The sequence below is a fragment of the Streptomyces sp. NPDC001002 genome, from assembly GCF_053599215.1.
In genome coordinates this window covers 59340-81755 of sequence record NZ_JBSFLV010000034.1, presented here as the reverse complement: position 1 = coordinate 81755, position 22416 = coordinate 59340, and the positions used below count along the sequence as shown (strand labels likewise).

Genomic DNA, 22416 nt, shown 5'->3' with positions numbered 1-22416 from the left:
GCGACGAGCGTGAGGGCGCCCGGCCAGAAGGCGTCGACCAGCTCCCAGGCCAGCTCGGAGAAGTCCGTGACGAGGCCGTGCAGGGTGTTCGGGGAGCCGATGAGGACGGGCGTGGGCATGTTGCGGCCCCTGCCCTTGGCCTCCAGCAGGTCGGCGACGGCCTCCGAGGTGAAGGCGTCCGCGCCGATGCCGTACACCGTGTCGGTCGGGAGGACCACGAGCTCGCCACGGCGGACGGCGGACGCGGCCTCGCGCAGACCGGTCGTGCGGTCGGTCGCGTCGTTGGTGTCGTATCGCCGTGCCATATCTAGCGGGCCTCCTCGTACACGTACTGCTGCGGGTCGAAAGTCGGGGCGGAGCTCACGGCATCGCCCTGCGGGCGGTGGCGAAGCGCGGGCGGTTGTTGAGGTCGGGGTGATCGGCCGCGTCGGCCCAGCCCCGCTCCTCGGTGAAGATCCACGGCACCTGGCCGCCCTGGGTGTCGGCGTGCTCGATGACGACGACACCGCCCGGGCGCAGCAGCCGGTGCGCGGTGCGCTCGATCCCGCGGATCAGGTCGAGGCCGTCCTCGCCGGAGAACAGGGCGAGTTCGGGATCGTAGTCCCGGGCCTCGATGGCCACGTACTCCCACTCGGTGAGCGGGATGTAGGGCGGGTTGGAGATGACCAGGTCGACATGGCCGTCGAGGTCGGGGAAGGCGTCCAGGGCGTTGCCCTGACGCAGGTCGACCCGGGAGCCCTGGACGTTCTTGCGGGTCCAGGCCAGGGCGTCCTCGGACAGTTCCACGGCGTGCACGCGCGAGCGCGGGACCTCCTGGGCCAGGGCCAGCGCGATGGCGCCGGAGCCTGTGCACAGGTCGACGATCCTGGGCTCCACGACGTCCATGGCGCGCACGGCGTCTATGGCCCAGCCGACCACGGACTCGGTCTCGGGCCGGGGCACGAACACGCCCGGCCCGACCTGGAGTTCCAGATAGCGGAAGTAGGCCCGGCCGGTGATGTGCTGCAGCGGTTCGCGCTGCTCACGCCGGGCGATGACCTCCCAGTAGCGGGCGTCGAAGTCCGAGTCCTTGACGGAGTGCAGCTCGCCCCGCTTCACACCGTGCACGAACGCGGCGAGCTCCTCCGCGTCGTTGCGCGGCGAGGGCACGCCGGCGTCGGCCAGCCGCTGGGTGGCCTGTGCCACCTCTGCGAGCAGCAGGTTCACGCAAGTCCTCCGTGTCGTACTCGTACGCGCCGACGTGTCTTACGCAGCTGCCAGCTTCGCTGCCGAGTCCGCGTCGACGCAGGCCTGGATCACCGCGTCGAGGTCGCCGTCCAGGACCTGGTCCAGGTTGTACGACTTGAAGCCGACGCGGTGGTCGGAGATGCGGTTCTCCGGGAAGTTGTACGTGCGGATCTTCTCGGAGCGGTCGACGGTGCGGACCTGGCTGCGACGGGCGTCGGCGGCTTCCTTCTCCGCCTCCTCCTGCGCCGCGGCGAGCAGCCTGGAGCGCAGGATACGCATCGCCTGCTCCTTGTTCTGCAGCTGGCTCTTCTCGTTCTGGCAGGAGGCGACGACTCCGGTGGGAATGTGCGTGATGCGCACCGCGGAGTCGGTCGTGTTGACGGACTGCCCGCCGGGCCCGGAGGAGCGGTAGACGTCGATGCGGAGGTCGTTCGGATTGATCTCGACGTCGACCTCCTCCGCCTCAGGGGTTACGAGGACGCCGGCCGCGCTGGTGTGGATGCGCCCCTGCGACTCGGTCGCCGGCACACGCTGCACGCGGTGCACGCCACCCTCGTACTTCAGGCGGGCCCAGACACCCTGCCCCGGCTCGGTGGCGCCGTTGCCGCCCTTGGTCTTCACCGCGACCTGGACGTCCTTGTAGCCGCCCAGCTCGGACTCGGTGGCGTCGATGATCTCGGTCTTCCACCCCACGCGCTCCGCGTAGCGCAGATACATGCGCAGCAGGTCACCGGCGAACAACGCCGACTCGTCACCGCCGGCCCCCGCCTTGACCTCAAGGATCACGTCCTTGTCGTCGTTGGGGTCACGCGGCACCAGCAGCAGGCGCAGCTTCTCGGTGAGCTCGTCGCGCTGCTTGTCCAGCTCCTTGACCTCGGCCGCGAAGTCCGGGTCGTCGGCGGCCAGTTCGCGCGCGGTCTCCATGTCGTCGCCGGTCTGCTTCCAGGAGCGGTACGTGGCGACGATCGGGGTGAGCTCGGCGTAGCGCTTGTTCAGCTTGCGCGCGTTGGCCTGGTCGGCGTGGACCGACGGATCGGCGAGCTTCGTCTCCAGGTCGGCGTGCTCGGCGACGAGTTCCTCGACGGCCTCGAACATCTTGGGCTCCTGAACTACGTAAGAAAAGGGAAGGCGGGCGACCAAAAACGCCGGTCCCGGCACGCCTGGGTAAGGGCGTGGCCGTGGACCGGCGAAATGGAGCTCGCTACTTCTTGGAGCCGGCGCCAGCCTTGCCGAAGCGGGCCTCGAAGCGGGCCACGCGGCCACCGGTGTCGAGGATCTTCTGCTTGCCCGTGTAGAACGGGTGGCACTCGGAGCAGACCTCGGCGCGGATGTTGCCGCTCGTGATCGTGCTGCGGGTGGTGAACGACGCGCCACAGGTGCAGCTGACCTGGGTCTCGACGTACTCGGGGTGGATCTCGCGCTTCAAGGTGTCTCCTAGTTTCGGGAGGGCACCGGGTCGCTCCGCGGGTTTGCGGGACGTGAACCGGGGCCGACTGTCCAGTCTGCCAGGACTGGGGCCATCCCCCCAAACCGGGGGTTGCGGTTGTCTATTCCCCGCGGGCCGGTGGGGGCTTGTCGCGCAGTTCCCCGCGCCCCTCAGGGGTTGCGCCTTACGAAGTTGTAACGACGCCCTTGGCTTCGCCTGTCGCAGTGCCCTTCGTGGCCGCTGCCGGGATCGCCTGGTCGTTCTTCAGAGCTGTCCAGACCAGCTGGGCCTTGGACTTCTCGACTATGACGCGGTTGGGGTTGGCCGGGTCGTACTGGACCGGCATCGTGACCATGGTCATGTTCTTGGAGCTGATGCTCTTGAGGCCGTTGGCGAAGGACATCAGGGAGTTGACCGAGCCGAGGTCGGAGTCGGTCGTGACGGCGCTGGTGGCGGTGTTGGCGAGGTCGTACAGCTTCTTCGGGCTGGTGAAAACGCCGATGTGCTTGACCTGGTTGACCAGCGCCTTGATGAAGGCCTGCTGGAGCTGGATGCGGCCGAGGTCGGAGCCGTCGCCGACGCCGTGCCGGGTGCGGACCAGGCCGAGGGCCTGCTCGCCGTTGAGGGTGTGCGTGCCGGCCTTCAGGGTCAGGTGGCTGTCGGGGTCGCTGATGTTCTTGGTCGTGGTGACCGGTACGCCGCCGAGCTCGTCGATGAGCTTCTCGAAGCCGCTGAAGTCGACTTCCAGGTAGTGGTCCATGCGGATGCCGGTGACGGACTCGACGGTCTTCACCGCGCAGGCCGCGCCACCCGTGGTGTACGCGGAGTTGAACATGACGCCGGACGCGGCATCGTGCGTACCGCCCTTGGTGTCGGTGCACTCGGGCCGGTCTATGAGGGTGTCGCGGGGTATGGAGACCACGCTGGCCTTCTTGTGGCCCTTGTAGACGTGCACGATCATCGCGGTGTCCGAACGGGCACTGCCGTCGTCCGTACCGCCGCCGAGCTTCTTGTTGCTGCCGGAGCGGGAGTCGGAGCCCAGCACGAGGATGTTCTCGGAGCCGTTGTCGACCTTCGTCGGCCGGGCGCTGCCCAGGGCCTGGTCGATGTCGACGCTCTTGATGTTGCCGTTGAGCTTGAAGTACAGGTAGCCGGCCCCGGTACCGCCGAGCACGACGATGCCCGCGGCGACCCAGGCCGTCACGACCAGACCCTTACGACGCTTGTCGCGGGTCTTGCGGCGGCGGCCCTTGCCACGGCGGCTGGGGCCGGGGGTGCCGGGCTCAGGCGTGTTCTCGGCGGACATGTGCTCCTCGAATCTCGGCTACAGCTCCATCGTCGCTCCCGTCCGGTCAGACGGCGAAACTCGACAAAGAGTTGCACAACGCCCTGTGCCCAATATGCACAAAGTTAGGCACACTGCGTAACGATCACCGGTGCTCATACGTCCCTGACCTGCGCTTTAGACGCAGAAGGTGGTCCCGCCGAAAACTGTGGCCAACCGAGCCCCTTGTGGCAAAGATCTCGCACACAAAAGGTCGACCCCCGTCACAGATGGACGAGGGCCGACCAAGACGCCCCTAGGGGCGCGGGGAACTGCGCGACCAGCCACAACGGACCGGCAGCCAAAGAACTACCTAGTCACCGTTACCAGGAGTAGGCGTCGTCTTCTGAATCTGCAGCAAGAACTCCGCGTTCGACTTCGTCTGCCTCATCTTGTCCAGCAGCAGCTCGATCGCCTGCTGCTGATCAAGCGCGTGCAGCACCCGACGAAGCTTCCACGTGATCGCCAGCTCATCGCTGCCGAGCAGGATCTCTTCCTTACGAGTACCGGACGCATCGACATCAACGGCCGGGAAGATCCTCTTGTCCGCGAGCTTCCTGTCGAGCTTCAGCTCGGCATTACCCGTGCCCTTGAACTCCTCGAAGATGACCTCGTCCATGCGCGACCCGGTGTCGACGAGCGCCGTGGCCAGGATCGTCAGCGAGCCGCCGTCCTCGATGTTCCGCGCCGCACCGAAGAAGCGCTTCGGCGGGTACAGCGCGGTCGAGTCGACACCACCGGACAGGATGCGGCCGGAAGCCGGCGCCGCGAGGTTGTACGCACGGCCCAGACGCGTGATCGAGTCGAGCAGCACGACGACGTCGTGGCCCAGCTCGACAAGACGCTTGGCGCGCTCGATGGCGAGCTCGGCGACCGTGGTGTGGTCCTCGGCGGGACGGTCGAAGGTCGAGGAGATGACCTCGCCCTTCACCGACCGCTGCATGTCGGTGACCTCTTCCGGACGCTCGTCGACCAGGACGACCATCAGGTGGCACTCGGGGTTGTTGTGCGTGATCGCGTTGGCGATCGCCTGCATGATCATGGTCTTGCCGGTCTTCGGCGGGGCCACGATCAGACCGCGCTGACCCTTACCGATCGGCGACACCAGGTCGATGATGCGCGTGGTGAGGACACCCGGGTCCGTCTCCAGACGGAGGCGGTCCTGCGGGTAGAGCGGCGTGAGCTTGTTGAACTCCGGGCGGCCGCGGCCGTGTTCGGGCGCCATGCCGTTGACGGAGTCGAGACGGACCAGCGCGTTGAACTTCTCGCGCCGCTCGCCTTCCTTGGGCTGACGGACCGCGCCGGTGACGTGGTCGCCCTTGCGCAGGCCGTTCTTGCGGACCTGGGCGAGGGAGACGTACACGTCGTTCGGGCCCGGCAGGTAGCCGGAGGTCCGGATGAACGCGTAGTTGTCGAGGATGTCGAGGATGCCCGCGACGGGGATCAGGACGTCGTCGTCGGAGACCTGCGGCTCGCTCGTGCCACCGATCTCGTCACGGCCGCGGCGACCGCGCCGGTCCCGGTAGCGACCGCGCCGGCCGCGCCGACCGCCCTCGAAGTCGTCGTCGTCCTGGGGGCCGTTGTCCCGCTGCTGGCGGTCCTGGCGTGCGCCGCCGCCCTGCTGCTGACGGTCCCCGCGGTCCTGGCGCTCCTGCCGCTGCTGGCCCTGGCCACCGCCCTGGCCGCCCTGCTGCTCGTCGCCCTTGTTGCCACGACGGTCGCGGTCGCGTCCGCCGCGGTCACGCTCACCGCGGTCCCGGTCGCGGTCGCGACGGTCCCGGCGGCCCTGCCGGCCGTCCGCGTCCGCGTCGCCCTGCGGCTGCGCCTGGACGGGCGTCTCGGCCTTCGGCTCGCTCTTCGCCTCGGCGACGACGGTCTCGGGGCTGCCGGCTTCGGCGGTGGCACGGCGACGACGGCGCTCAGCGGGGGCGTCGTCGCTGGCGGGCTGGCCGGGAATCTCGATCTGCTGCTGGGCCACGGCCTTCTCGGCGGGCGCCTCGGCGACCGCCTTCTCGGCGGCGGGGGCGGCCTCGTCGCCCGTGCGGGCCTTGGAGGTGGCACGGCGCTTGGGCTTGGTCTCGGCAGCAGTGTCCCCGGCGGGGGAAGACGCAGCCTTCGCCGGGGCACCCCCGGCCTGCGCCTCCTTGATGACCTCGATCAGCTGGCTCTTGCGCATACGCGCGGTGCCCCTGATGCCGAGGCCCGAGGCGACCTGCTGCAGCTCGGCCAGCACCATGCCGTCGAGGCCGGTACCGCGGCGCCGCCGGGAGCCGGCACCGGTGGCAGGCGCGGAGGCGTCCGTGGCGGGCGCGGCAGCGGTCTCCTCGACACGTGCGCCCATCAGATCGGTGGTGTCGCTCACGAAGGGTCCTTCCCTGGAGCGGACGTCGGCCTTCTGGCTCGGCGACCGGTTGTGCTGTCCGGCAGTGGTCCTTGCTGTGTGGACCGTGCCGGGGCGGTGGTCCGCCAATGCAGGCGGAGGGAATTTCTGGGATGGCACTTGCCTGAGCCTGGGCGTGGCACCGGATGTTTCAGTGTCACGTGGCTCGGTAGCACCGATTCCGGAGCGTGCCCGGCAAGTCGCTCAGCGCCCGCGTACGAGGTACTGCCCACGTACGTCGTACGGAACACAGTGCGGCTTGGGAGGCTCCCGGAAGAATGTCTGTCCCTGACGGGGACAACAAGCACCTCGCCATGGTGGGGTCGGGTGCAGACTTGAGATTAACACTACCGGATCCAACAAACATTCCCCCTCTCGAAATCCGGCAACCGTGCACTCCTAGATGTCGCCGGAGGCCGCGAGCGGCAGTACGCACGCGCCCTGGGCGTCGAGGTCGAGCCGGTTGGCGGCCCACCCCTCGCCCGCCAGATGGGCCACCTTGTCCGCGCTGTCCCCGTCGACGAGCGCGAGCACGGTGGGTCCTGCTCCGGAGATGACTGCCGGGACTCCGTCGGCCCGCAGCCGCTCCACCAGAGCGGCGCTCTCCGGCATGGCCGGAGCGCGATATTCCTGGTGGAGCCGGTCTTCGGTGGCGGCCAGCAGCAGCTCGGGGCGCCTGGTGAGGGCCTCGACGAGCAGCGCGGCACGGCCCGCGTTGGCGGCGGCGTCGACGTGCGGCACGGTGCGCGGAAGCAGTCCGCGCGCGGTCTCGGTGAGCACCGGCTTTCCGGGCACGAAAACCACCGGAACGATGGAATGGGCGGGCTCCATGGAAATGGCGCGGGCGGCGCCGGACTCCATCCAGGAGAGCGTGAATCCGCCGAGCAGACAGGCCGCCACATTGTCGGGATGGCCCTCGATCTCGGTCGCGAGCTCCAACAGGGCGATGTCGTCGAGCCGCGCTTCGCCGCCTATGGTCACGGCGCGCGCGGCGACAATGCCGGCGCAGATCGCGGCGGAGGAGGAACCGAGGCCGCGGCCGTGCGGAATGCGGTTCGCGCACACGATCTCCAGACCGCGCGGCTGTCCGCCGAGCAGGTCGAAGGCGGTGCGCAGGGCGCGTACCAGAAGGTGGTTCTCGTCGCGGGGCAGTGTCTCGCTGCCCTCGCCCGCGATGTCGATGTGCAGCCCGGAGTCGGCCACGCGGACGACCACGTCGTCGTAGAGCCCCAGCGCGAGGCCCAGGGCGTCGAAGCCCGGGCCGAGGTTGGCGCTGGTGGCGGGGACGCGCACCCTGACGGCGGCGGCGCGGAAGGCTGGACCGGCCATCGCTCGATGACTCTCCTTGAGCTGCGTGACTGTCGAAGACATTCGATGGAGTTCGATGCGTACGGGGAACCCACGGGGAATCCCCTGGGGCCGTCTCCGGGACGCGGGGACGGCGCGGCACCGCCCTCATGCCTCCATGCGTGGAGGCATATGCATCGGGCGGGTTCGGTACAGCCTATCGAAGGAAGGTTCTGTGGCGACATAGGGCGCACAGGAGGCGCACGATGCGTGTCGTAAGCCCCCTGTGCACCCCCGCGGGGGAAAACCCCTGGCGCCCGTCCGTCGTACGGAGTTACGCGAGTCCGAGGCGCTCGGCCGCCGTCGCCGCGTCGACCGGGACGGTGACCGGCTGCGGGGCGCCGGCGACGGCCCAGTCGGGGTCCTTGAGGCCGTTGCCGGTGACGGTGCAGACGATCGTCTGGCCCGGGTCGACCTTGCCCAGCTCGGCCGCCTTCAGCAGACCGGCGACCGAAGCGGCCGACGCGGGCTCCACGAAAACGCCCTCCTGCGCGGCCAACAGCCGGTAGGCGCGCAGGATCTCACGGTCCGTCACCTCGTCGATGGCGCCGCCGGACTCGTCCCGCGCGGCCAACGCGTACTGCCAGGAGGCCGGGTTGCCGATCCGGATCGCGGTGGCGATCGTCGAGGGGTCCTTGACGATCTCGCCGCGCACGATGGGCGCCGAGCCGGAGGCCTGGAAGCCCCACATGCGGGGCGACTTGGCGGCGATGCCGTCGGCGGCGTACTCCTTGTAGCCCTTCCAGTACGCGGTGATGTTGCCCGCGTTGCCGACCGGGAGGACGTGGATGTCGGGCGCGTCGCCGAGCATGTCGACGATCTCGAAGGCGGCCGTCTTCTGGCCCTCGATGCGCACCGGGTTGACCGAATTGACCAGCGCCACCGGGTAGTTGTCGCTCAACTCGCGCGCGAGGGTGAGGCAGTCGTCGAAGTTGCCGTCGACCTGGAGGATCTTCGCGCCGTGCACGAGGGCCTGGCCCATCTTGCCGAGCGCGATCTTGCCCTGCGGGACGAGGACGGCACAGACCATCCCGGCGCGCACGGCGTAAGCGGCGGCGGAGGCCGACGTGTTGCCGGTGGAGGCGCAGATGACGGCCTGCGCGCCCTCCTCCTTGGCCCGCGTGATGGCCATGGTCATACCGCGGTCCTTGAAGGACCCGGTGGGGTTGGCGCCCTCCACCTTGAGGTGGACCTCGCAGCCGGTGCGCTCGGAGAGCACCTGCGCGGGCACGAGGGGCGTACCGCCCTCGCGGAGGGAGACGACCTCCGTGCTGTCGGACACCGGAAGCCGGTCCCGGTACTCCTCGATGATTCCGCGCCACTGGTGGGTCATTGCTGGTTACTCTCCTTCAACCCGCATGATGCTGGCGACACCCCGCACGGTGTCGAGCTTGCGCAACGCCTCGACGGTCCCGGTGAGGGAGGCGTCGGACGCGCGATGGGTGACGACGACGAGAGAGGCCTCGCCGTCCTTGCCCTGCTGGCGCACGGTGTCGATGGACACACCGTGCTCGGCGAACACGGTCGCCACCTGCGCCAGGACGCCCGGTTTGTCGGCGACGTCGAGGCTGATGTGGTAGCGCGTGACGACATCGCCCATGGGCGACACGGTCAGCGCCGCGTACGCCGACTCCCCAGGTCCCGTAGTGCCGTTGAGCCGGTTGCGGCACACGGCGACGAGGTCGCCGAGCACGGCGGAGGCGGTCGGCGAACCGCCCGCGCCGGGACCGTAGAACATGAGCTGCCCGGCCGCGTCGGACTCGACGAACACGGCGTTGTAGGCGCCGCGCACGGAGGCGAGGGGGTGGCTCAGCGGGATCATCGCGGGGTGCACGCGCGCGGTGACGGACCCGCCGTCCTGCGCACGCTCGCAGATGGCGAGCAGTTTGATGGTGCAGCCCATGTTCTTGGCGGAGGCGAAGTCGGCCGAGGTCACCTCGGTCATGCCCTCGCGGTAGACGTCGTCGAGACGCACGCGCGTGTGGAAGGCGATCCCGGCGAGGATGGCGGCCTTGGCGGCGGCGTCGAAGCCTTCGACATCGGCGGTGGGATCGGCCTCGGCGTACCCGAGCGCAGTCGCCTCATCGAGGGCTTCCTGGTACCCCGCCCCCGTGGAGTCCATCTTGTCGAGGATGAAGTTGGTCGTCCCGTTGACGATCCCGAGCACCCGGTTGACCTTGTCCCCGGCGAGGGACTCGCGCAGCGGCCGGATCAGCGGAATGGCACCGGCGACGGCGGCCTCGTAGTAGAGGTCCTTGTCGGCCTCCTGAGCCGCCGCGTGCAGGGCGGCGCCGTCCTGGGCGAGCAGCGCCTTGTTGGCGGAGACGACGGAGGCACCGTGCTCGAAGGCGGTGGTGATCAGAGAACGAGCGGGCTCGATCCCCCCGATCACCTCCACCACGACGTCGATGTCCCCACGCTTGACGAGGGCGGTGGCGTCGGTGGTGACAAGACTCGGGTCGATCCCGTCCCGCACCTTGGAGGGCCGCCGCACGGCGACCCCCGCCAGCTCCAGCGGAGCACCGATCCGCTGGGCGAGGTCGTCGGCGTGCGTCGTCATGATGCGCGCCACCTCTGAGCCGACCACTCCACAGCCCAGCAGCGCCACCTTCAGCGGACGCGTACGCATCATCCGACCTCGTTTCCTCATACCGGCTACGGTGGGAACAGTCTCACGCACCGGACGGGACTTTCTGTCCTTTGTCCGGATCGTGAGACATTGATTTCATTTCTACGGCCCCGGAAAACCGAAGATCTTCCGCCCCGGAATTCTCGTGGCCGTCCGGACCCCTGGGCCCTCGCTGCTCACCCCACATCGAGCCGCAGCAGATCCTCCTCTGTCTCGCGCCGCACGATGACCCGCGCCTGCCCGTCGTCGACGGCGACGACCGGCGGCCGGAGCACATGGTTGTAATTGCTGGCCATGGACCGGCAGTACGCGCCGGTGGCGGGTACGGCGATGAGGTCACCCGGTGCCAGGTCGGCCGGCAGGAACGCGTCCTTGACCACGATGTCCCCGCTCTCGCAGTGCTTGCCGACGACCCGGGCGAGCATGGGCTCGGCGTCGGAGGTGCGGGAGACGAGGGCGACGCTGTACTCGGCGTCGTACAGCGCGGTCCGGATGTTGTCCGACATCCCGCCGTCGACGGAGACGTACGTGCGCAGCCCGTCGAGGGGCTTGATGGTGCCGACCTCGTAGAGCGTGAAGGCGGTCGGCCCGACGATGGCGCGCCCCGGCTCGACGGAGATCCGCGGAGTCCGCAGCTTGGCGGAGTCGCACTCGCGGGTGACGATCTCGGTGAGCGCCTTGGCGATCTCGTGGGGCTCGCGGGGGTCGTCGTCACTGGTGTAGGCGATCCCGAGCCCACCACCGAGGTCGATCTCGGGCAGCTCGACACCGTGCTCGTCGCGAATGTCCTTGAGCAGCCCGACGACGCGATGGGCGGCGACTTCGAATCCGGACATGTCGAAGATCTGAGACCCGATGTGGGAGTGAATGCCGATGACTTCGAGCCCGTCGAGCTGGAGGGCACGCCGAACGGCCTCGGCGGCCTGCCCCCCGGCGAGCGGAATCCCGAACTTCTGGTCTTCGTGGGCGGTGGCGATGAATTCGTGAGTATGGGCTTCGACACCGACGGTGATACGGATCTGCACGCGCTGCCGCTTACCGAGGGACTGCGCGATGTGGGCGACGCGGACGATCTCCTGGAAGGAGTCGAGAACGATGCGCCCGACGCCGGCGTCGATGGCCCGGTGGATCTCGTCGGTGGACTTGTTGTTGCCGTGGAAGGCGATGCGGTCGGCGGGCATGCCGGCGGAGAGGGCGGTGGCGAGCTCGCCGCCGGAGCAGACGTCGAGGTTGAGGCCTTCCTCGTCGAGCCACCGCACGACGGCACGGGACAGGAACGCCTTGCCGGCGTAGAAGACGTCGGCGTCATGCCCGAAGGCACTGCGCCAGGCACGCGCCCGGGCCCGGAAGTCGGCTTCGTCGACGACGTAGGCCGGGGTCCCGAACTCCTCGGCCAACGTCTTCACGTCGATACCGCCGACGGTGACGACCCCGTCTCCGTCCCGGCTGACGGTCTGCGCCCAGACCTTGGAGTCGAGGGCGTTGAGATCGGTGGGCGGGGCGGCGTAGTGGCCCTCGGGGAGGACGTCGGCGTGACGGGGCCCGGCGGGGTGTGCGGAACGGCTCATGGCTGTGTGGCTCTCTCGTTGCTCTCTCAGAGGTGATCGGGTGCGTCGATGCCGAGCAGGGACAGGCCACCGGCAAGCACCGCCCCGGCGGCTTCGGCGAGCGCGAGCCGGGCGCGATGGGCGGCCGAGGGTTTCTCGTCCCCCAACGGCAGCACGGCGGGGAGAAAAGCGAGCGTCGCATCGGCGACGGTGACGAGATGCCGGGCGAGACGATCGGGGGCGCGGTGGGTGGCGGCGCGGGTGAGGGTGGGGGGGTGGGTGGATAGGGCGGTTAGGAGGGGGGTGGTGAGGGAGGGGGTGGTGGAGAGGAGGGTGCTGGTGGGGCTGGGGTTGGTGTCGGGGGTGGGGGTGTCCAGGCCAGGGGCGGTGGAGGTGGCGCCAGGGGTGAGGGGATGCGGCGCGCCGTCGCCGGGGGTGGGTCCGATGGCGGGGGCGACGGCCTCTGGTCCAGGGGCGGCGGCGATCTCGTCGGCGGTGGAGGAAGGAGAGTGCCCGTCGGGGGCGGGAGCAGCACCGGAGAGATACGGAAGCGGCGCGCCGTCGGCGGGGGTGGGGACAGTCCCGGGGACGGCGGCGTCTGGTCCGGGGCCAGCAGCGACTTCGTCGGCGGTGAAGGACAGACAAGGCTCGTCGGAGACGGGAGCAGCACCGGAGACGTGAGGACGAGGCGCGCTGCCGGCGAGGGTGGGTGTAGTGGCGGGGGCGGCTTCTGGCCCGAGGTCATCGGCAATCGAACCGGCGGTGAGAGAAGGAGGCGCCTCGCCGGAGAAGGGGGCGCTGCCGGGTGCGGCGGCATCGACGCCGAGGGCGGTGGAGATGGCGGCGGGGTCGGCGGTGAAACCGAGGGCGGCGGCGTTGCGGGTGACGGCGCGAGTGCGGGCGTAGGCGTAACGGACCCGGAAGAGGGGGTTGCTCGCGCGCTGGACCAGGTGGTCGGCGGTGATGCGGGGCCGGTCGTGGGCGGCGGGGTGGAGGAGGGCCCAGCGGGCGGCGTCGGGGCCGAGCGGGGCGGGGTCCTCGGGCGCGGGAACGGGCCGGAGATTGACGGGTTCACCGTGCTCGACCTCGACCCGGCCGCCCTGCGCGGCAACGATCCGCACGATCGCGTCGGCGACGACCTCGGCACGGATCTCGTACGGAATCCGCAACTCGATGACCTGTCCGGCGAGGGCGTCACTGTGCCCGTACCGCAGACCCGCGCGCAGAATCTCCTCGACGAGAGCGGCGGCGCCGTCCGCCGCGTCCTGGAGGCTGATGTTGATGAACCCCGGCCCGGTGACGACGACATCGGCGACGCCGGCCACCTCGACGAGATGCGGCCGCAGGATCTCGGCCACGCGCCGGGGCGGCTGCCCTGCGGGGCGGGCGAGCTGCAGGGCGATGTTCGTGGCGTAGTCGCCACAGCCCCCGGGCCCAGGAACGGTCACCACGGCCCGCTCCGGCACCGTCACCTTCAGTTCCCCCTCGTCAACAGCACGACGCACCGCGCGCAGCACGGTACGGGAGAGCTCGACGGGGGTCACGGGACAAGCGTATGGGAGGAGGGGGGTGGGTAGGCGAGCCGGATTGGGTGGGGTCCCGGGATGTGGACGGGGTGGTCGCGCGGAGGGGAGCCCTCGGGCGGGTCGGGGATGACAATGGCAACGGCTCCGGTGCCCACCCAACCCTTGCGCCGACGCCGGGCGCATCACTCGGTACCACTAACTACGGGGCTACGGGATTACTGGGCCGCTCGACTAACTGGACTCTGGACTACTGACGGCTGGCGCACGGACCTCCGACTACTGACGGCTGGCGCATGGACTGCCGACTACTGACTACTGACGGCTGGCGCATGCACTGCTAACTACTGGCGCGCTCGGCCTCGCCGACGGCCCCGAAGGCGCTCCCCAGGCCGCCACCCCCGCCGGCCCCGTCTCCCCCGTCCGGCTCGCTCGACGCATCCCACCCACCGCGCCCACTCCGCTTCCGCTCGATCAACTCCTGTACGAGGCGTACGAGTTCGGCGGGTTCGAAGGGCTTGGCGAGAAACGCGTCGACGCCGACGTCGAGGCCACTCTCGACCTCGTACTGAGTACAGGCGCTGACGATGGCGAGGGGCAGCTCACGGGTCCGCGGGTCGGAACGCAGCCGGGCCGCAGTCCTGAGCCCGTCCAACCGGGGCATGACCACGTCCAGGGTGACCACATCGGGCCGCACTTGATGAATGACATCCAGACACTCGGCACCATCGGCCGCGGTCACGACCTCGAGACCCTCAAGCTCGAGATTGACCCTGATCAACTGCCGGATGACCTTGTTGTCGTCCACAACAAGAACCCGGCCCGACGCGCCTGGCACAACTCGAGAGTAGGTCCGGACCGGCCACCGCGTCCGGGTTTTCCCCACTTCCACCCCGTGCGAGGGACGCGGGGTCGGTGCCCCGACCCCCCAAAACCCGTTCATGAACACCCCCACGGAGCTGGTAGTGTTCAACCCGTCGCCGCGCACACCGCGCCACCGACACGCCCCCGTAGCTCAGGGGATAGAGCAACGGCCTCCGGAGCCGTGTGCGCAGGTTCGAATCCTGCCGGGGGCACTCGCCAGTCAGTCAGCGGAAATCATGCTCTGACCTGTGCGGATGCCGACATGAGAGAGCGGGAGTCAGTCTCACTGACTCCCGCTCTTTCTCGTTGCCTCTCACTGTCCACGCACTATCTGCGATACACGCGACACCCCTGCGTACTACGCTCGCGGCCGACCGCCCAGCAGCCGCTGGCGCTCCTGAGATCTGCCCGAACCGGAGCCGAGGTATTGGACTTCCCCCAAGCGATCCTCCGCGGGAGGTCGGGCGGGCGGGAGCTGATCTCAGCCCGTCGCCGCACCTTCACAACCGGACCCGATCGATTCGGCGCTAGAGCAGCGCACTGGCTCGGACACTTGAGGCGTGGGACAACCTAGTGGCACACCAGACCGACTTGAAACTGCTCTGAGTCATGCATGGGCAGTCTACGAGCTGTATGCCAATCAGCGACATAGCGTGGTCAACTACCACCTAATTACAGCGGCATTTCTGACCAACGCATTCATCCTCGCAATCAATGATGGCCGGGTGACGCTTGCGGTCACCGTATGCTTAATCGGCGCAACATCCTCATTCGGAGCGATACTTAACGATCTGCGCCTAAACGCAATAATGGCAGTGGGTGAGAAGTCCATCAAGGACTTAGAGTCATTGCTCGCCAGCACAATGAACCTAGAATCACTCAAGATCATGGAGGCGGCCAAATCCCCGAGGTCTCGATGGAAGAAGCGGGGGATGATGGCACGCATATTCTATGGCATGGTCGGGTCTTCCTTCTGCGCTGGTGCAGCGTATGCGGTCGCAAGCAAACCGTGAGATCTACATTCTGCACCTAGAGGCGACGCAGATTGCCCCACACCGGCCATTGATATCTCGCGATGTGCTGCTACATCGTGTCTCCTTCCTCCTCAAGCGACTTCGCGATCTCGACGTTGGCTGCTTCCTCATGGCCGTCAATGCAACCGTGATAGCGGCGATGGATGACTTCTGGTGAGTTACCGACTCGCCGTGCCACTTCAGCAATGGGTACTCCTGCGTTCAGCCATCGTGTGATGCATGCGTGCCGCAGGTCGTACGGACGTCCGGAAAATGGCGAATCGACGCGTTCAGGAGGAAGGGCGAACAGCCTCTCTTCTTCCCACACACGCCAGTACGTCGATGAGCCGGAGCTGACCGAGAAAGCCGTTGACGGCGAGGAGAGTCGCCTGAACCACCGGCGCGGCAACTGTCTTTGCCACCAGGAAGCCGAAGGTTCCGCAGAGCAGGGTGTCCGCCCAGCGCAGGTAGCGGATGCGCAGCAGGAACCAGATGCACAGGCCGAGCAGCACGACGGCCGACATGGAAACCAGCACGACAGCCCCCTCTCACTTGGCCTCGGTGAACAGCTCGGGCAGGAACGGGGTGAGGTGCGCGTACTCGGCCGCGATCGCTTCCGCGTCCGCCTCGGTGACAAGGTGCGAGCGAGCGCGCTCCCAACCGTCGCCGGAGGCCAGCACGGCCGTACCGGCCTGCTCGGGGGTGATGGCTTGCGCAGCCTTGAGGGCATCGGGATTGAGGTCCCCAAGCGCCATTTCCGCCGTACCGGGATCGGCCACTCGGTGGCACACACGTCCGCCGAGTTGGGCACGCAGTGCCGTGACGCCCGACCCCAGGTCGGATCCCACTCGCTGGCCGGCCACGACGAGGAACACCCCGAGCGCGGCGCCGAGTTGGGCGAGCCGGATCAACGCCGTGCCGGCCGCGTGCGCTTCGTCCTTCTCGCTACGGCTCGCCACGAGGAACAGTTCCGCGATCTCGTCGACAATCACGACGACGGGGACAGCCCGGCCGGTGTCCGTGCCGCGCTCATGGCAATCAGCCGGCCGACGCCAGGAGAAGGTAGCCCAACGTTGTGCTTTACCAGGCAGGTCCACAGACTGCTCCAACGCATCGCAAGCTTGCGGGGCCATGATCACTCGCGCCACAGCAGCGCCACCTCAAAGCCGCTCCGCCGACCGCTCGCTATTGGATCCCTGAAACCCCCCGCAGAGGTGCTCATATGAGTATGTTGGACATACTCCATCGAGGATCCACCTGACCGTCCAAGAGACAGGGAAAACGTGTCTACGCCCGTCGCACCCACCGAACAGCGGACGCAGCTAGCAGCTCAGCGACGTAAAGTCGATTTCGACACTTACGACGTCACTGTGGACGAGCTTCTGCGGCGTGTCAGCAAAAGGCGGATCGATATCGCTCCTGTCTACCAGCGTCAATTTCGATGGGATAAGTCCCGCCAGTCGCGCCTAATCGAGTCAGTCATGCTGGGGATTCCTGTCCCTCCACTATTCATGGCAACTAATAGCGCTAGCGGAGAACAGACCCGCTGGGAGGTGGTCGACGGCCTCCAAAGACTACTCACCCTGGTTAATTTCGCCGGAGATGAGGACACGAGAAGCGCCGCAAACCTGGACGGCGACCCTCTTCGCCTAACCGACCTTGAGAAGCTGACCACCTTCGAAGGCTACGCCTTCGACGGATTGCCTGAGGATATTCGCACCACATTCGAGGACCGGCCTCTCAAGATCATCATTCTTAACGACAAGAGCGAACTGCAAGTACGCTACGACTTGTTCGAGCGTCTGAACACCGGCGGAATCGAGCTCACCGATCAGGAGATCCGCGAGTGCGTATATAGAGGAGAATTTGTTGACCTCCTTGGAAGGCTTGCCGAAGACGAAAACTTCAACACCATTGTCAAGCTTCCTGTCGCCCGACAGAAGGACGGAACTCGCGAAGATTACGTCCTTCGATTCTTTGCCTTCCTTGACCGCTACCAGAAATTTGACCACTCGGTCAAAGATTTCCTTGACGACTTCATTGCAGACGCTCACAAAGCGCCAAAGATCTCGTCGAGGGAAGCGGTATTTAACAGCACCTTCAAATACCTAGCCTCATGCTTCCCAGATGGCCTCAAGAGCAGGAAGGGGCAGACTCCTGTCAACCTATTCGAAGCCGTATCCGTAGGCGCAGCGCTGGCTCTCCGTGAAAACCCTAAGATCGGGGTACCTGACATGAATTGGGTATTCTCGGAAGAGCTTCGGGCTTTTGTAACCGGCGCCACCAACAGCAGGCCGCGCGTACGCGGCCGAATTGAGCTCGCCAAGGGAAAGTTCCTTGGGTAGGCGCCCGATCTTTGACCGTAGCCCGCTAGAGAAGGAGTTTCGACAGCGCATCGCGGTTGTACGCAAACTTCTTGACGCCACGGACTCATCTCCAGGCGCCCCAGGAGCAACAGCACCTATTGACGTCTCGCGAGAAACAAGAGGCCTCAGCATCGTGCTCCTGTATGCCGCGTACGAGAATCTCCTAAAAGGGATATCTCGCACTCTTCTGGAATCCGCCGTTCAATTGAAGCTCGGCAACAGAAGACTCAAGCCTGAATTCCAGGTATTCGCTATTCACGCAAAGCTGCGGGCGCTTACAGATATCTCTGCGCCGCAAATCTGGAAGGGCTCCGGAAGAGGAATAATCGATGCACTTCTCGACAAGGCCTGCTCTATTAACTCGAATATTTTCCCAAACGACGGAAGTCACATGAAGACCGCCCAGGTAGCCACATTGTGCCAAGTCTATGGATTAAACCCTCCCGGCCCTATTCTTCGGGAAGCGTGGGGGCGCATCAACACCGTCGTTTCTGAACGTAACAGCATCGCTCACGGTCAGCGCACGCCCGAAGAAGTTGGCCGAAACTATTCGATCGGCGAACTCAGAAATCTAGTGGATATTTGGGAGCGAAGATGGTGCGAGTTCCTCGCGGACGTGGATAGCAAGGCGTCGACCAGGGACTTCTACCGGGATCCTCGTTAGGAGCCCTTCCCGACCGAGCCCGGTGAGCATCACCCCCGGGTTTCTATGCATCACAAGCGCACTTGAACGAGCGGGGAACAGTGGGAGATCACGGTAAACGAGGCCAAGGTCGGAGAGAGCGAAATTCGGTCGTTCGCCCAGGCCAGCACTCCAACCTTCCGCAAATGCTCGCAGCTTCCCAAGCCGAGTGCATCGGTTGCATCCTTGCGAACCGGCCGTCACGAGTTGCTCTGGTCGACGAAAACCTTGGATAGCGTGGCTGGGGCCGATGGCGGTACAGCGAAACACACGCGCGCCTGATCGGTCGACACGCCCGCCGTCGTGGCTGACTGTCGTCGGCTGAGGCTCAGGCCCCAAACCGAGCTTCCGCCCAGGGTTCTCCGCAGCGAACGGGTCGTGCCATTCGCGTGCCAGATCCTGCGGGGAACCACGGGGAACAGCGGGGACCGGCCACGGATGCGACCAAGGCCCCGAGACCACCCCGCCGCAGGTCAACGGAGCAATGGCCGTCAGAAAACCCGAGCTTCCCAAGCTGATGACCTTGCGGGTGTTGTTCGGAGGCGGTCATGCCAGCGTGACCGACGATGGTGGCCCAGCTCTACCCTGCCGGCAATGAGCACGGCAAAATGCTTCTATGGATCAGGGGGTCGCTGCGGTCTGGGCCGCAGGCTTAGCAGGACTCGCGGGCACAGCAGGGGTTGCTGTGGGGGCCGGATTGACAGCCCGTAGCACGCGTGTACAGGTGCTTCAGCAGAGCGAGTTGGACAAGCAGAGCAGGGAAGAGGAGCGGCGGCGTCAACATGATGAGTGGCGTCGCCAAAACTGCCTCGCCTTCCAAGCAAAGCTAGGAGAGGCAATCGATGCCCTTGACGAACTGATCTACATCCTCAGCGATGGGCAACAGCCAAGCGAGGCGCGCGACAAGCTACGCAAAGCGGAAGGAGCAGTGCTCCGAGGGCACTTCGATCTTGTGGTGGTGTGTGAGGTCGCGGAGCTTGAGCGTATTTCGGGTGCAGCCCTTAGGTTGCTTGAACAGGCACTCTTTGCCGTCGATGCCCTCCGCCGTGACCCTGCCCATGTGACGAATTACGACTCACCCTTGAAACAACATTGGCTCGATCAGCGCCGAGGCCTGCTGGGTGCGTACGAGATGTTTTCCAAAGCGCTTCCCCAGGTCCTACCCGCCGCCTAGCAGATATTCCGCGCTCCCCGGCGAACGGCCCCGAAGAGACAGTGACGGTCTGGCGGCGAGCCTTGTTCTGGTCGACCATGAGCCCCTCGCCTGGCTGGGGCTTATAGGGTAACGAGGCGCTGGCCGGATAGGTCGGTGAACCCAGCATCGTGGCCAACTGCCGTGGCTGATGTTCAAACAGACCGCCTCGAAGTTGTCTGTCGTGGGTGGAGGGGAGGACTTGGACCGATCAAAACTGGGCCGCCCCTAGGCTGTCCGAGGTTGCTCAACAAGAAACAGCGCCGACCAATGACGACCACTTAGCCGCATATGAGACGCGCCCTGAGCAACAAAACCCCAGCTCCCCAAGACCCCAGACAACACTAAGAGCTCGTAACACGATCTTGTGGTCTCAGTGAGGGAGTGCCGATGCTCATTTCTCGGGGTCGGACCAAGCCGCCGCAAGTGCTCGCCGATCTGGAAAGCGGGGACCGGGGACTATCTCCTGGGTGGGTTCACCGTTGAGCCAGCACACTTGCTCTGGGGCGCCGTCGCCAGTGTCGAACAGGCAGCACACTCCTCCGCTGTCGCCGGTGAGGTCGGTGAACACCTTCCTTATGTTGGCCGACCGCGCAAACAAGCGGCTCATCCCCGACGTCGCTGCCCAGCAACCCACCGACGTGTAGCCAGGGTGCAGAACGGACTCGAACCGGATCGTCGCGTAGATGTACCCGATCTGGATGCGTCCGTCCGCCTCGGGTTCAGGGCCGTTCGTCCGCGCGTACTCACGCAGTGCATCATCGACGTCGAACATGAGGGACGTGTCGAGCTCGAGCGTGCTGGTCGTGGAGCAGTCGACCGGCTCGCTCTTGAAATGTGACGTGAACGGGAGGACGAGCCGGTCACCGCCGGGCAGGGCGACCTCAAGCGGCGGCACGGCACGGGACGGTGGCGCCAGCTCGGCCAGACTGGCCAACGCCCTGGCGACATTCCGAGGACGCAGATAGATGTCGTAGCCGTAGATCAGCCCCACAATTCCCCAATCCCAGATCGAACCGCACCCTCTCACGACCCGCCCCTTCGGCGCTTGTCGGTTTCGAGCTCGCAGTACGTTCATGAGTGGTTCCTCATGAGGCGCCGCCAGCAGATCAGGCTGCAGGCCAACGAGAGGAAGGCGTTGTGGAGTTCGAGGCGTCGTTCCATCGGACAGCGAGGCGTTTGAACTGGTGGAGCAGGGCGAAGGTCTGCTCGACGACGTAGCGGAGCTTGCCCAGCCCTTGGATGTTCGGGGCGCCCTTGCGGGAGATCACCGGCACGATCCGGTGTTTGCGCAGTTCATGACGGACGGCCCGGGAGTCGTATGCCTTGTCGCCCAGCAGGGCGTCGGGGCGTCGGCGGGGATGGCCCGGACGTCCGGCGACGGGCGGAATGCCGTCGACGAGGGCGAGGGTCTGGGTGATGTCATTCACGTTTGCCGCAGTGGTGAGCACCTTGAGCGGGTGCCCTTCCCGTCGCAGATCAGATGGTGTTTGCTACCCGCCTTGTGCCGGTTGACCGGCGACGGGCCGGTCGCGGCTCCCCCCTTTTCGCGCGGACGTGGGAGCCGTCCACGCACACGCGAGACCAGTCGAGTTCGCCGGCCGCATTCAATTTCGCGAGCAGAATGCGGTGCAACTGGTCGAAGACCCCTGTCTGTTGCCAGCGATCCAGACGCCGCCAGCAGGTCTGTCCTGAGCCGAACCCCAGCTCCAGGGGCAGGAGCTGCCAGGCGACGTCCTGGTGCAGGACATACAGGATGCCCTGCAGGCACAACCGGTCCGACACCGGTTTCGGCCCCGGCGACCGCTTGGGCCAGGGCGGCAGCAATGGTTCGATCAGCGCCCACAAGTCGTCGTCCACGATCCACGCTCGAGTCGTCACACCTACCGAACGGTCAGATCGTCACAACAGTCCCGCCCGAGCAGGGCACTTCAACAAGATCTTGTCACGAGCTCTTAGACCCGGTGACCTGGACAACCGCCTTGGCCTGCCCGCCAGGCCGTAAGGGGCGAACGGTGCGAGGCTTCTGCCTGACAAGTCACCCCGCCAAAAGTCGTGGGCCCTTGCGGTGTTGGTGGGCAAGGGTGGAGCCGTGACCTATATCAATGTCCGCGGTAGCGCCGAGGACGGACCGTACCGCTGCCCCTGCTGCGGCTTCATCACCCTCGCCGAGCGCGGGATGTACGAGATCTGCCCGGTCTGTTTCTGGGAGGACGACGGGCAGGACGAGCACAACGCGGATGAGGTCCGAGGAGGCCCCAACCACGGTCTGAGCCTCCGAGAGGGCCGCCGCAACTACCAGGAGATCGGCGCGTCCAGCGAACGCGACACCCACCTCGTGCGGGACCCGCTCCCCCACGAGCACCCCGACAGCGGCACACCGTACGGAACGGCGACCCTCCACAACCGCTCCTGACAGACGCAGACATGCAGTCTGCTTCCGCACCACCACCGCACCAGATCAGGCAGGCCCAGCCGGCCCGTGCCCTGCGTCCCGACTTCAGCCGTGACGACAGGTTCTCCGTCCTCGGCATCGCCCGTGCCGCCAAGGCCCCGCCTCCCGGCGTCTGGCGGCGCGGTGTCGCCTTCATGCTCGACGGGCTGCGCGCCGAAGCCGTCCACCCACTCCCCACCGGGACGCCATGGCGAGCCGCCGGGTGCGGGTTCATGTGGTCGGCTGGTCCGCGGCTCTTCGGCGCGATCTCAACTCACCTCGCAGAACGAACCCCCTCAGGACCGCGACCGCGAGGAACGCCACGCCGAACGCTGCTCGTTGCCACTCTCCGACCATGAAGTACCAGTAGAGGGCGAGGCCGGAGAAGGAGAGGCAGACGGCGATGAGGAGGGGTTCGCGGATCCAGAACGGCAGGACTCGGAGAATCAAGTTGATCAACAT

20 protein-coding genes, 1 tRNA gene and 2 pseudogenes are annotated in these 22416 nt (G+C 66.7%); 6 read left to right on the top strand and 17 right to left on the bottom strand.

Annotation, left to right across the window (positions count from 1 at the left end; all coding sequences use genetic code 11):
* From ACWDR3_RS17890 to ACWDR3_RS17835, 12 genes are all read right to left on the bottom strand, one after another.
* On the bottom strand, window positions 1-305 hold a 305-nt coding region (locus ACWDR3_RS17890; protein WP_450353432.1), incomplete at its 3' end, for an L-threonylcarbamoyladenylate synthase.
* 55 nt (window positions 306-360) lie between these two features.
* On the bottom strand, window positions 361-1206 hold the full coding sequence (gene prmC / locus ACWDR3_RS17885; protein WP_123997735.1) for a peptide chain release factor N(5)-glutamine methyltransferase: 846 nt from the start codon (window positions 1204-1206) through the stop codon (window positions 361-363).
* Between the two features lie 39 nt (window positions 1207-1245).
* Window positions 1246-2322, bottom strand: coding sequence for a peptide chain release factor 1 (prfA, locus tag ACWDR3_RS17880; RefSeq protein ID WP_450353431.1), 1077 nt, complete (start codon window positions 2320-2322; stop codon window positions 1246-1248).
* A gap of 106 nt (window positions 2323-2428) precedes the next feature.
* A complete protein-coding gene (gene rpmE, locus ACWDR3_RS17875) occupies window positions 2429-2653 on the bottom strand; it encodes a 50S ribosomal protein L31 (RefSeq protein WP_019073185.1) in 225 nt (74 codons plus the stop codon).
* A 184-nt stretch (window positions 2654-2837) separates the two neighbouring features.
* Window positions 2838-3959, bottom strand: coding sequence for an LCP family protein (locus tag ACWDR3_RS17870; RefSeq protein ID WP_450353430.1), 1122 nt, complete (start codon window positions 3957-3959; stop codon window positions 2838-2840).
* Between the two features lie 331 nt (window positions 3960-4290).
* A complete protein-coding gene (gene rho / locus ACWDR3_RS17865; protein ID WP_450353429.1) occupies window positions 4291-6339 on the bottom strand; it encodes a transcription termination factor Rho in 2049 nt (682 codons plus the stop codon).
* Between the two features lie 417 nt (window positions 6340-6756).
* Complete coding sequence (thrB, locus tag ACWDR3_RS17860) at window positions 6757-7686, bottom strand: homoserine kinase (protein ID WP_123997739.1); 930 nt, start codon at window positions 7684-7686, stop codon at window positions 6757-6759.
* A gap of 292 nt (window positions 7687-7978) precedes the next feature.
* The gene (gene thrC, locus ACWDR3_RS17855) at window positions 7979-9037 is read right to left on the bottom strand and encodes a threonine synthase (protein ID WP_450353428.1); all 1059 of its coding nucleotides are present in this window, start codon (window positions 9035-9037) and stop codon (window positions 7979-7981) included.
* 6 nt (window positions 9038-9043) lie between these two features.
* On the bottom strand, window positions 9044-10336 hold the full coding sequence (locus ACWDR3_RS17850) for a homoserine dehydrogenase (protein WP_450353427.1): 1293 nt from the start codon (window positions 10334-10336) through the stop codon (window positions 9044-9046).
* Window positions 10337-10509: 173 nt separating this feature from the next.
* A complete protein-coding gene (gene lysA, locus ACWDR3_RS17845; RefSeq protein ID WP_450353426.1) occupies window positions 10510-11901 on the bottom strand; it encodes a diaminopimelate decarboxylase in 1392 nt (463 codons plus the stop codon).
* A 26-nt stretch (window positions 11902-11927) separates the two neighbouring features.
* Window positions 11928-13424 (bottom strand): ArgS-related anticodon-binding protein NrtL, encoded by a 1497-nt coding sequence (nrtL, locus tag ACWDR3_RS17840; RefSeq protein WP_450353425.1) that lies wholly within the window; start codon window positions 13422-13424, stop codon window positions 11928-11930.
* Between the two features lie 319 nt (window positions 13425-13743).
* Entirely contained in the window at window positions 13744-14346 is a 603-nt protein-coding gene (locus ACWDR3_RS17835; RefSeq protein ID WP_450353438.1) for a response regulator, read from the bottom strand.
* Between the two features lie 61 nt (window positions 14347-14407).
* On the opposite strand from ACWDR3_RS17835, the gene ACWDR3_RS17830 reads away from it, so the two are divergent.
* Window positions 14408-14479: transfer RNA gene (locus tag ACWDR3_RS17830), tRNA-Arg, on the top strand.
* 441 nt (window positions 14480-14920) lie between these two features.
* A complete protein-coding gene (locus ACWDR3_RS17825) occupies window positions 14921-15280 on the top strand; it encodes a hypothetical protein (protein ID WP_450353424.1) in 360 nt (119 codons plus the stop codon).
* 290 nt (window positions 15281-15570) lie between these two features.
* Here ACWDR3_RS17825 and ACWDR3_RS17820 read toward each other — a convergent pair whose 3' ends face one another.
* A complete protein-coding gene (locus tag ACWDR3_RS17820; protein ID WP_450353423.1) occupies window positions 15571-15816 on the bottom strand; it encodes a hypothetical protein in 246 nt (81 codons plus the stop codon).
* A 12-nt stretch (window positions 15817-15828) separates the two neighbouring features.
* A pseudogene (locus tag ACWDR3_RS17815) lies at window positions 15829-16290 on the bottom strand (FtsK/SpoIIIE domain-containing protein); the annotation flags it as partial.
* Window positions 16291-16650: 360 nt separating this feature from the next.
* Here ACWDR3_RS17815 and ACWDR3_RS17810 point away from each other — a divergent pair.
* From ACWDR3_RS17810 to ACWDR3_RS17800, 3 genes are all read left to right on the top strand, one after another.
* Entirely contained in the window at window positions 16651-17625 is a 975-nt protein-coding gene (locus ACWDR3_RS17810; protein ID WP_450353422.1) for a DUF262 domain-containing protein, read from the top strand.
* Entirely contained in the window at window positions 17594-18310 is a 717-nt protein-coding gene (locus tag ACWDR3_RS17805) for an MAE_28990/MAE_18760 family HEPN-like nuclease (protein ID WP_450353421.1), read from the top strand. The genes ACWDR3_RS17810 and ACWDR3_RS17805 overlap by 32 nt, the downstream gene beginning before the upstream one ends.
* A 760-nt stretch (window positions 18311-19070) precedes the next feature.
* Window positions 19071-19502, top strand: coding sequence for a hypothetical protein (locus ACWDR3_RS17800; protein ID WP_450353420.1), 432 nt, complete (start codon window positions 19071-19073; stop codon window positions 19500-19502).
* A 412-nt stretch (window positions 19503-19914) separates the two neighbouring features.
* Here ACWDR3_RS17800 and ACWDR3_RS17795 read toward each other — a convergent pair whose 3' ends face one another.
* Window positions 19915-20514 (bottom strand): hypothetical protein, encoded by a 600-nt coding sequence (locus ACWDR3_RS17795; protein WP_450353437.1) that lies wholly within the window; start codon window positions 20512-20514, stop codon window positions 19915-19917.
* 80 nt (window positions 20515-20594) lie between these two features.
* Window positions 20595-21401: pseudogene (locus ACWDR3_RS17790) on the bottom strand (IS5 family transposase).
* Between the two features lie 211 nt (window positions 21402-21612).
* Here ACWDR3_RS17790 and ACWDR3_RS17785 point away from each other — a divergent pair.
* Window positions 21613-21936 carry a CPCC family cysteine-rich protein gene (locus ACWDR3_RS17785; protein ID WP_450353419.1) on the top strand — a complete coding sequence of 108 codons (324 nt, stop codon included), beginning with the start codon at window positions 21613-21615 and terminating at the stop codon, window positions 21934-21936.
* A gap of 249 nt (window positions 21937-22185) precedes the next feature.
* On the opposite strand, the gene ACWDR3_RS17780 is transcribed toward ACWDR3_RS17785, so the two are convergent.
* Window positions 22186-22416: a hypothetical protein gene (locus ACWDR3_RS17780; RefSeq protein ID WP_450353418.1), complete on the bottom strand. Its 231-nt coding sequence runs from the start codon at window positions 22414-22416 to the stop codon at window positions 22186-22188.

Bases quoted from the DNA above. Each gene is read 5' to 3' on its own strand.
- lysA (WP_450353426.1), bottom strand. From the start codon at position 11,901: ATGAGCCGTTCCGCACACCCCGCCGGGCCCCGTCACGCCGACGTCCTC.
- ACWDR3_RS17850 (WP_450353427.1), bottom strand. From the start codon at position 10,336: ATGATGCGTACGCGTCCGCTGAAGGTGGCGCTGCTGGGCTGTGGAGTG.
- ACWDR3_RS17835 (WP_450353438.1), bottom strand. From the start codon at position 14,346: ATGAACGGGTTTTGGGGGGTCGGGGCACCGACCCCGCGTCCCTCGCAC.
- ACWDR3_RS17870 (WP_450353430.1), bottom strand. From the start codon at position 3,959: ATGTCCGCCGAGAACACGCCTGAGCCCGGCACCCCCGGCCCCAGCCGC.
- thrB (WP_123997739.1), bottom strand. From the start codon at position 7,686: ATGGCCGGTCCAGCCTTCCGCGCCGCCGCCGTCAGGGTGCGCGTCCCC.
- thrC (WP_450353428.1), bottom strand. From the start codon at position 9,037: ATGACCCACCAGTGGCGCGGAATCATCGAGGAGTACCGGGACCGGCTT.
- ACWDR3_RS17780 (WP_450353418.1), bottom strand. From the start codon at position 22,416: ATGTTGATCAACTTGATTCTCCGAGTCCTGCCGTTCTGGATCCGCGAA.
- prfA (WP_450353431.1), bottom strand. From the start codon at position 2,322: ATGTTCGAGGCCGTCGAGGAACTCGTCGCCGAGCACGCCGACCTGGAG.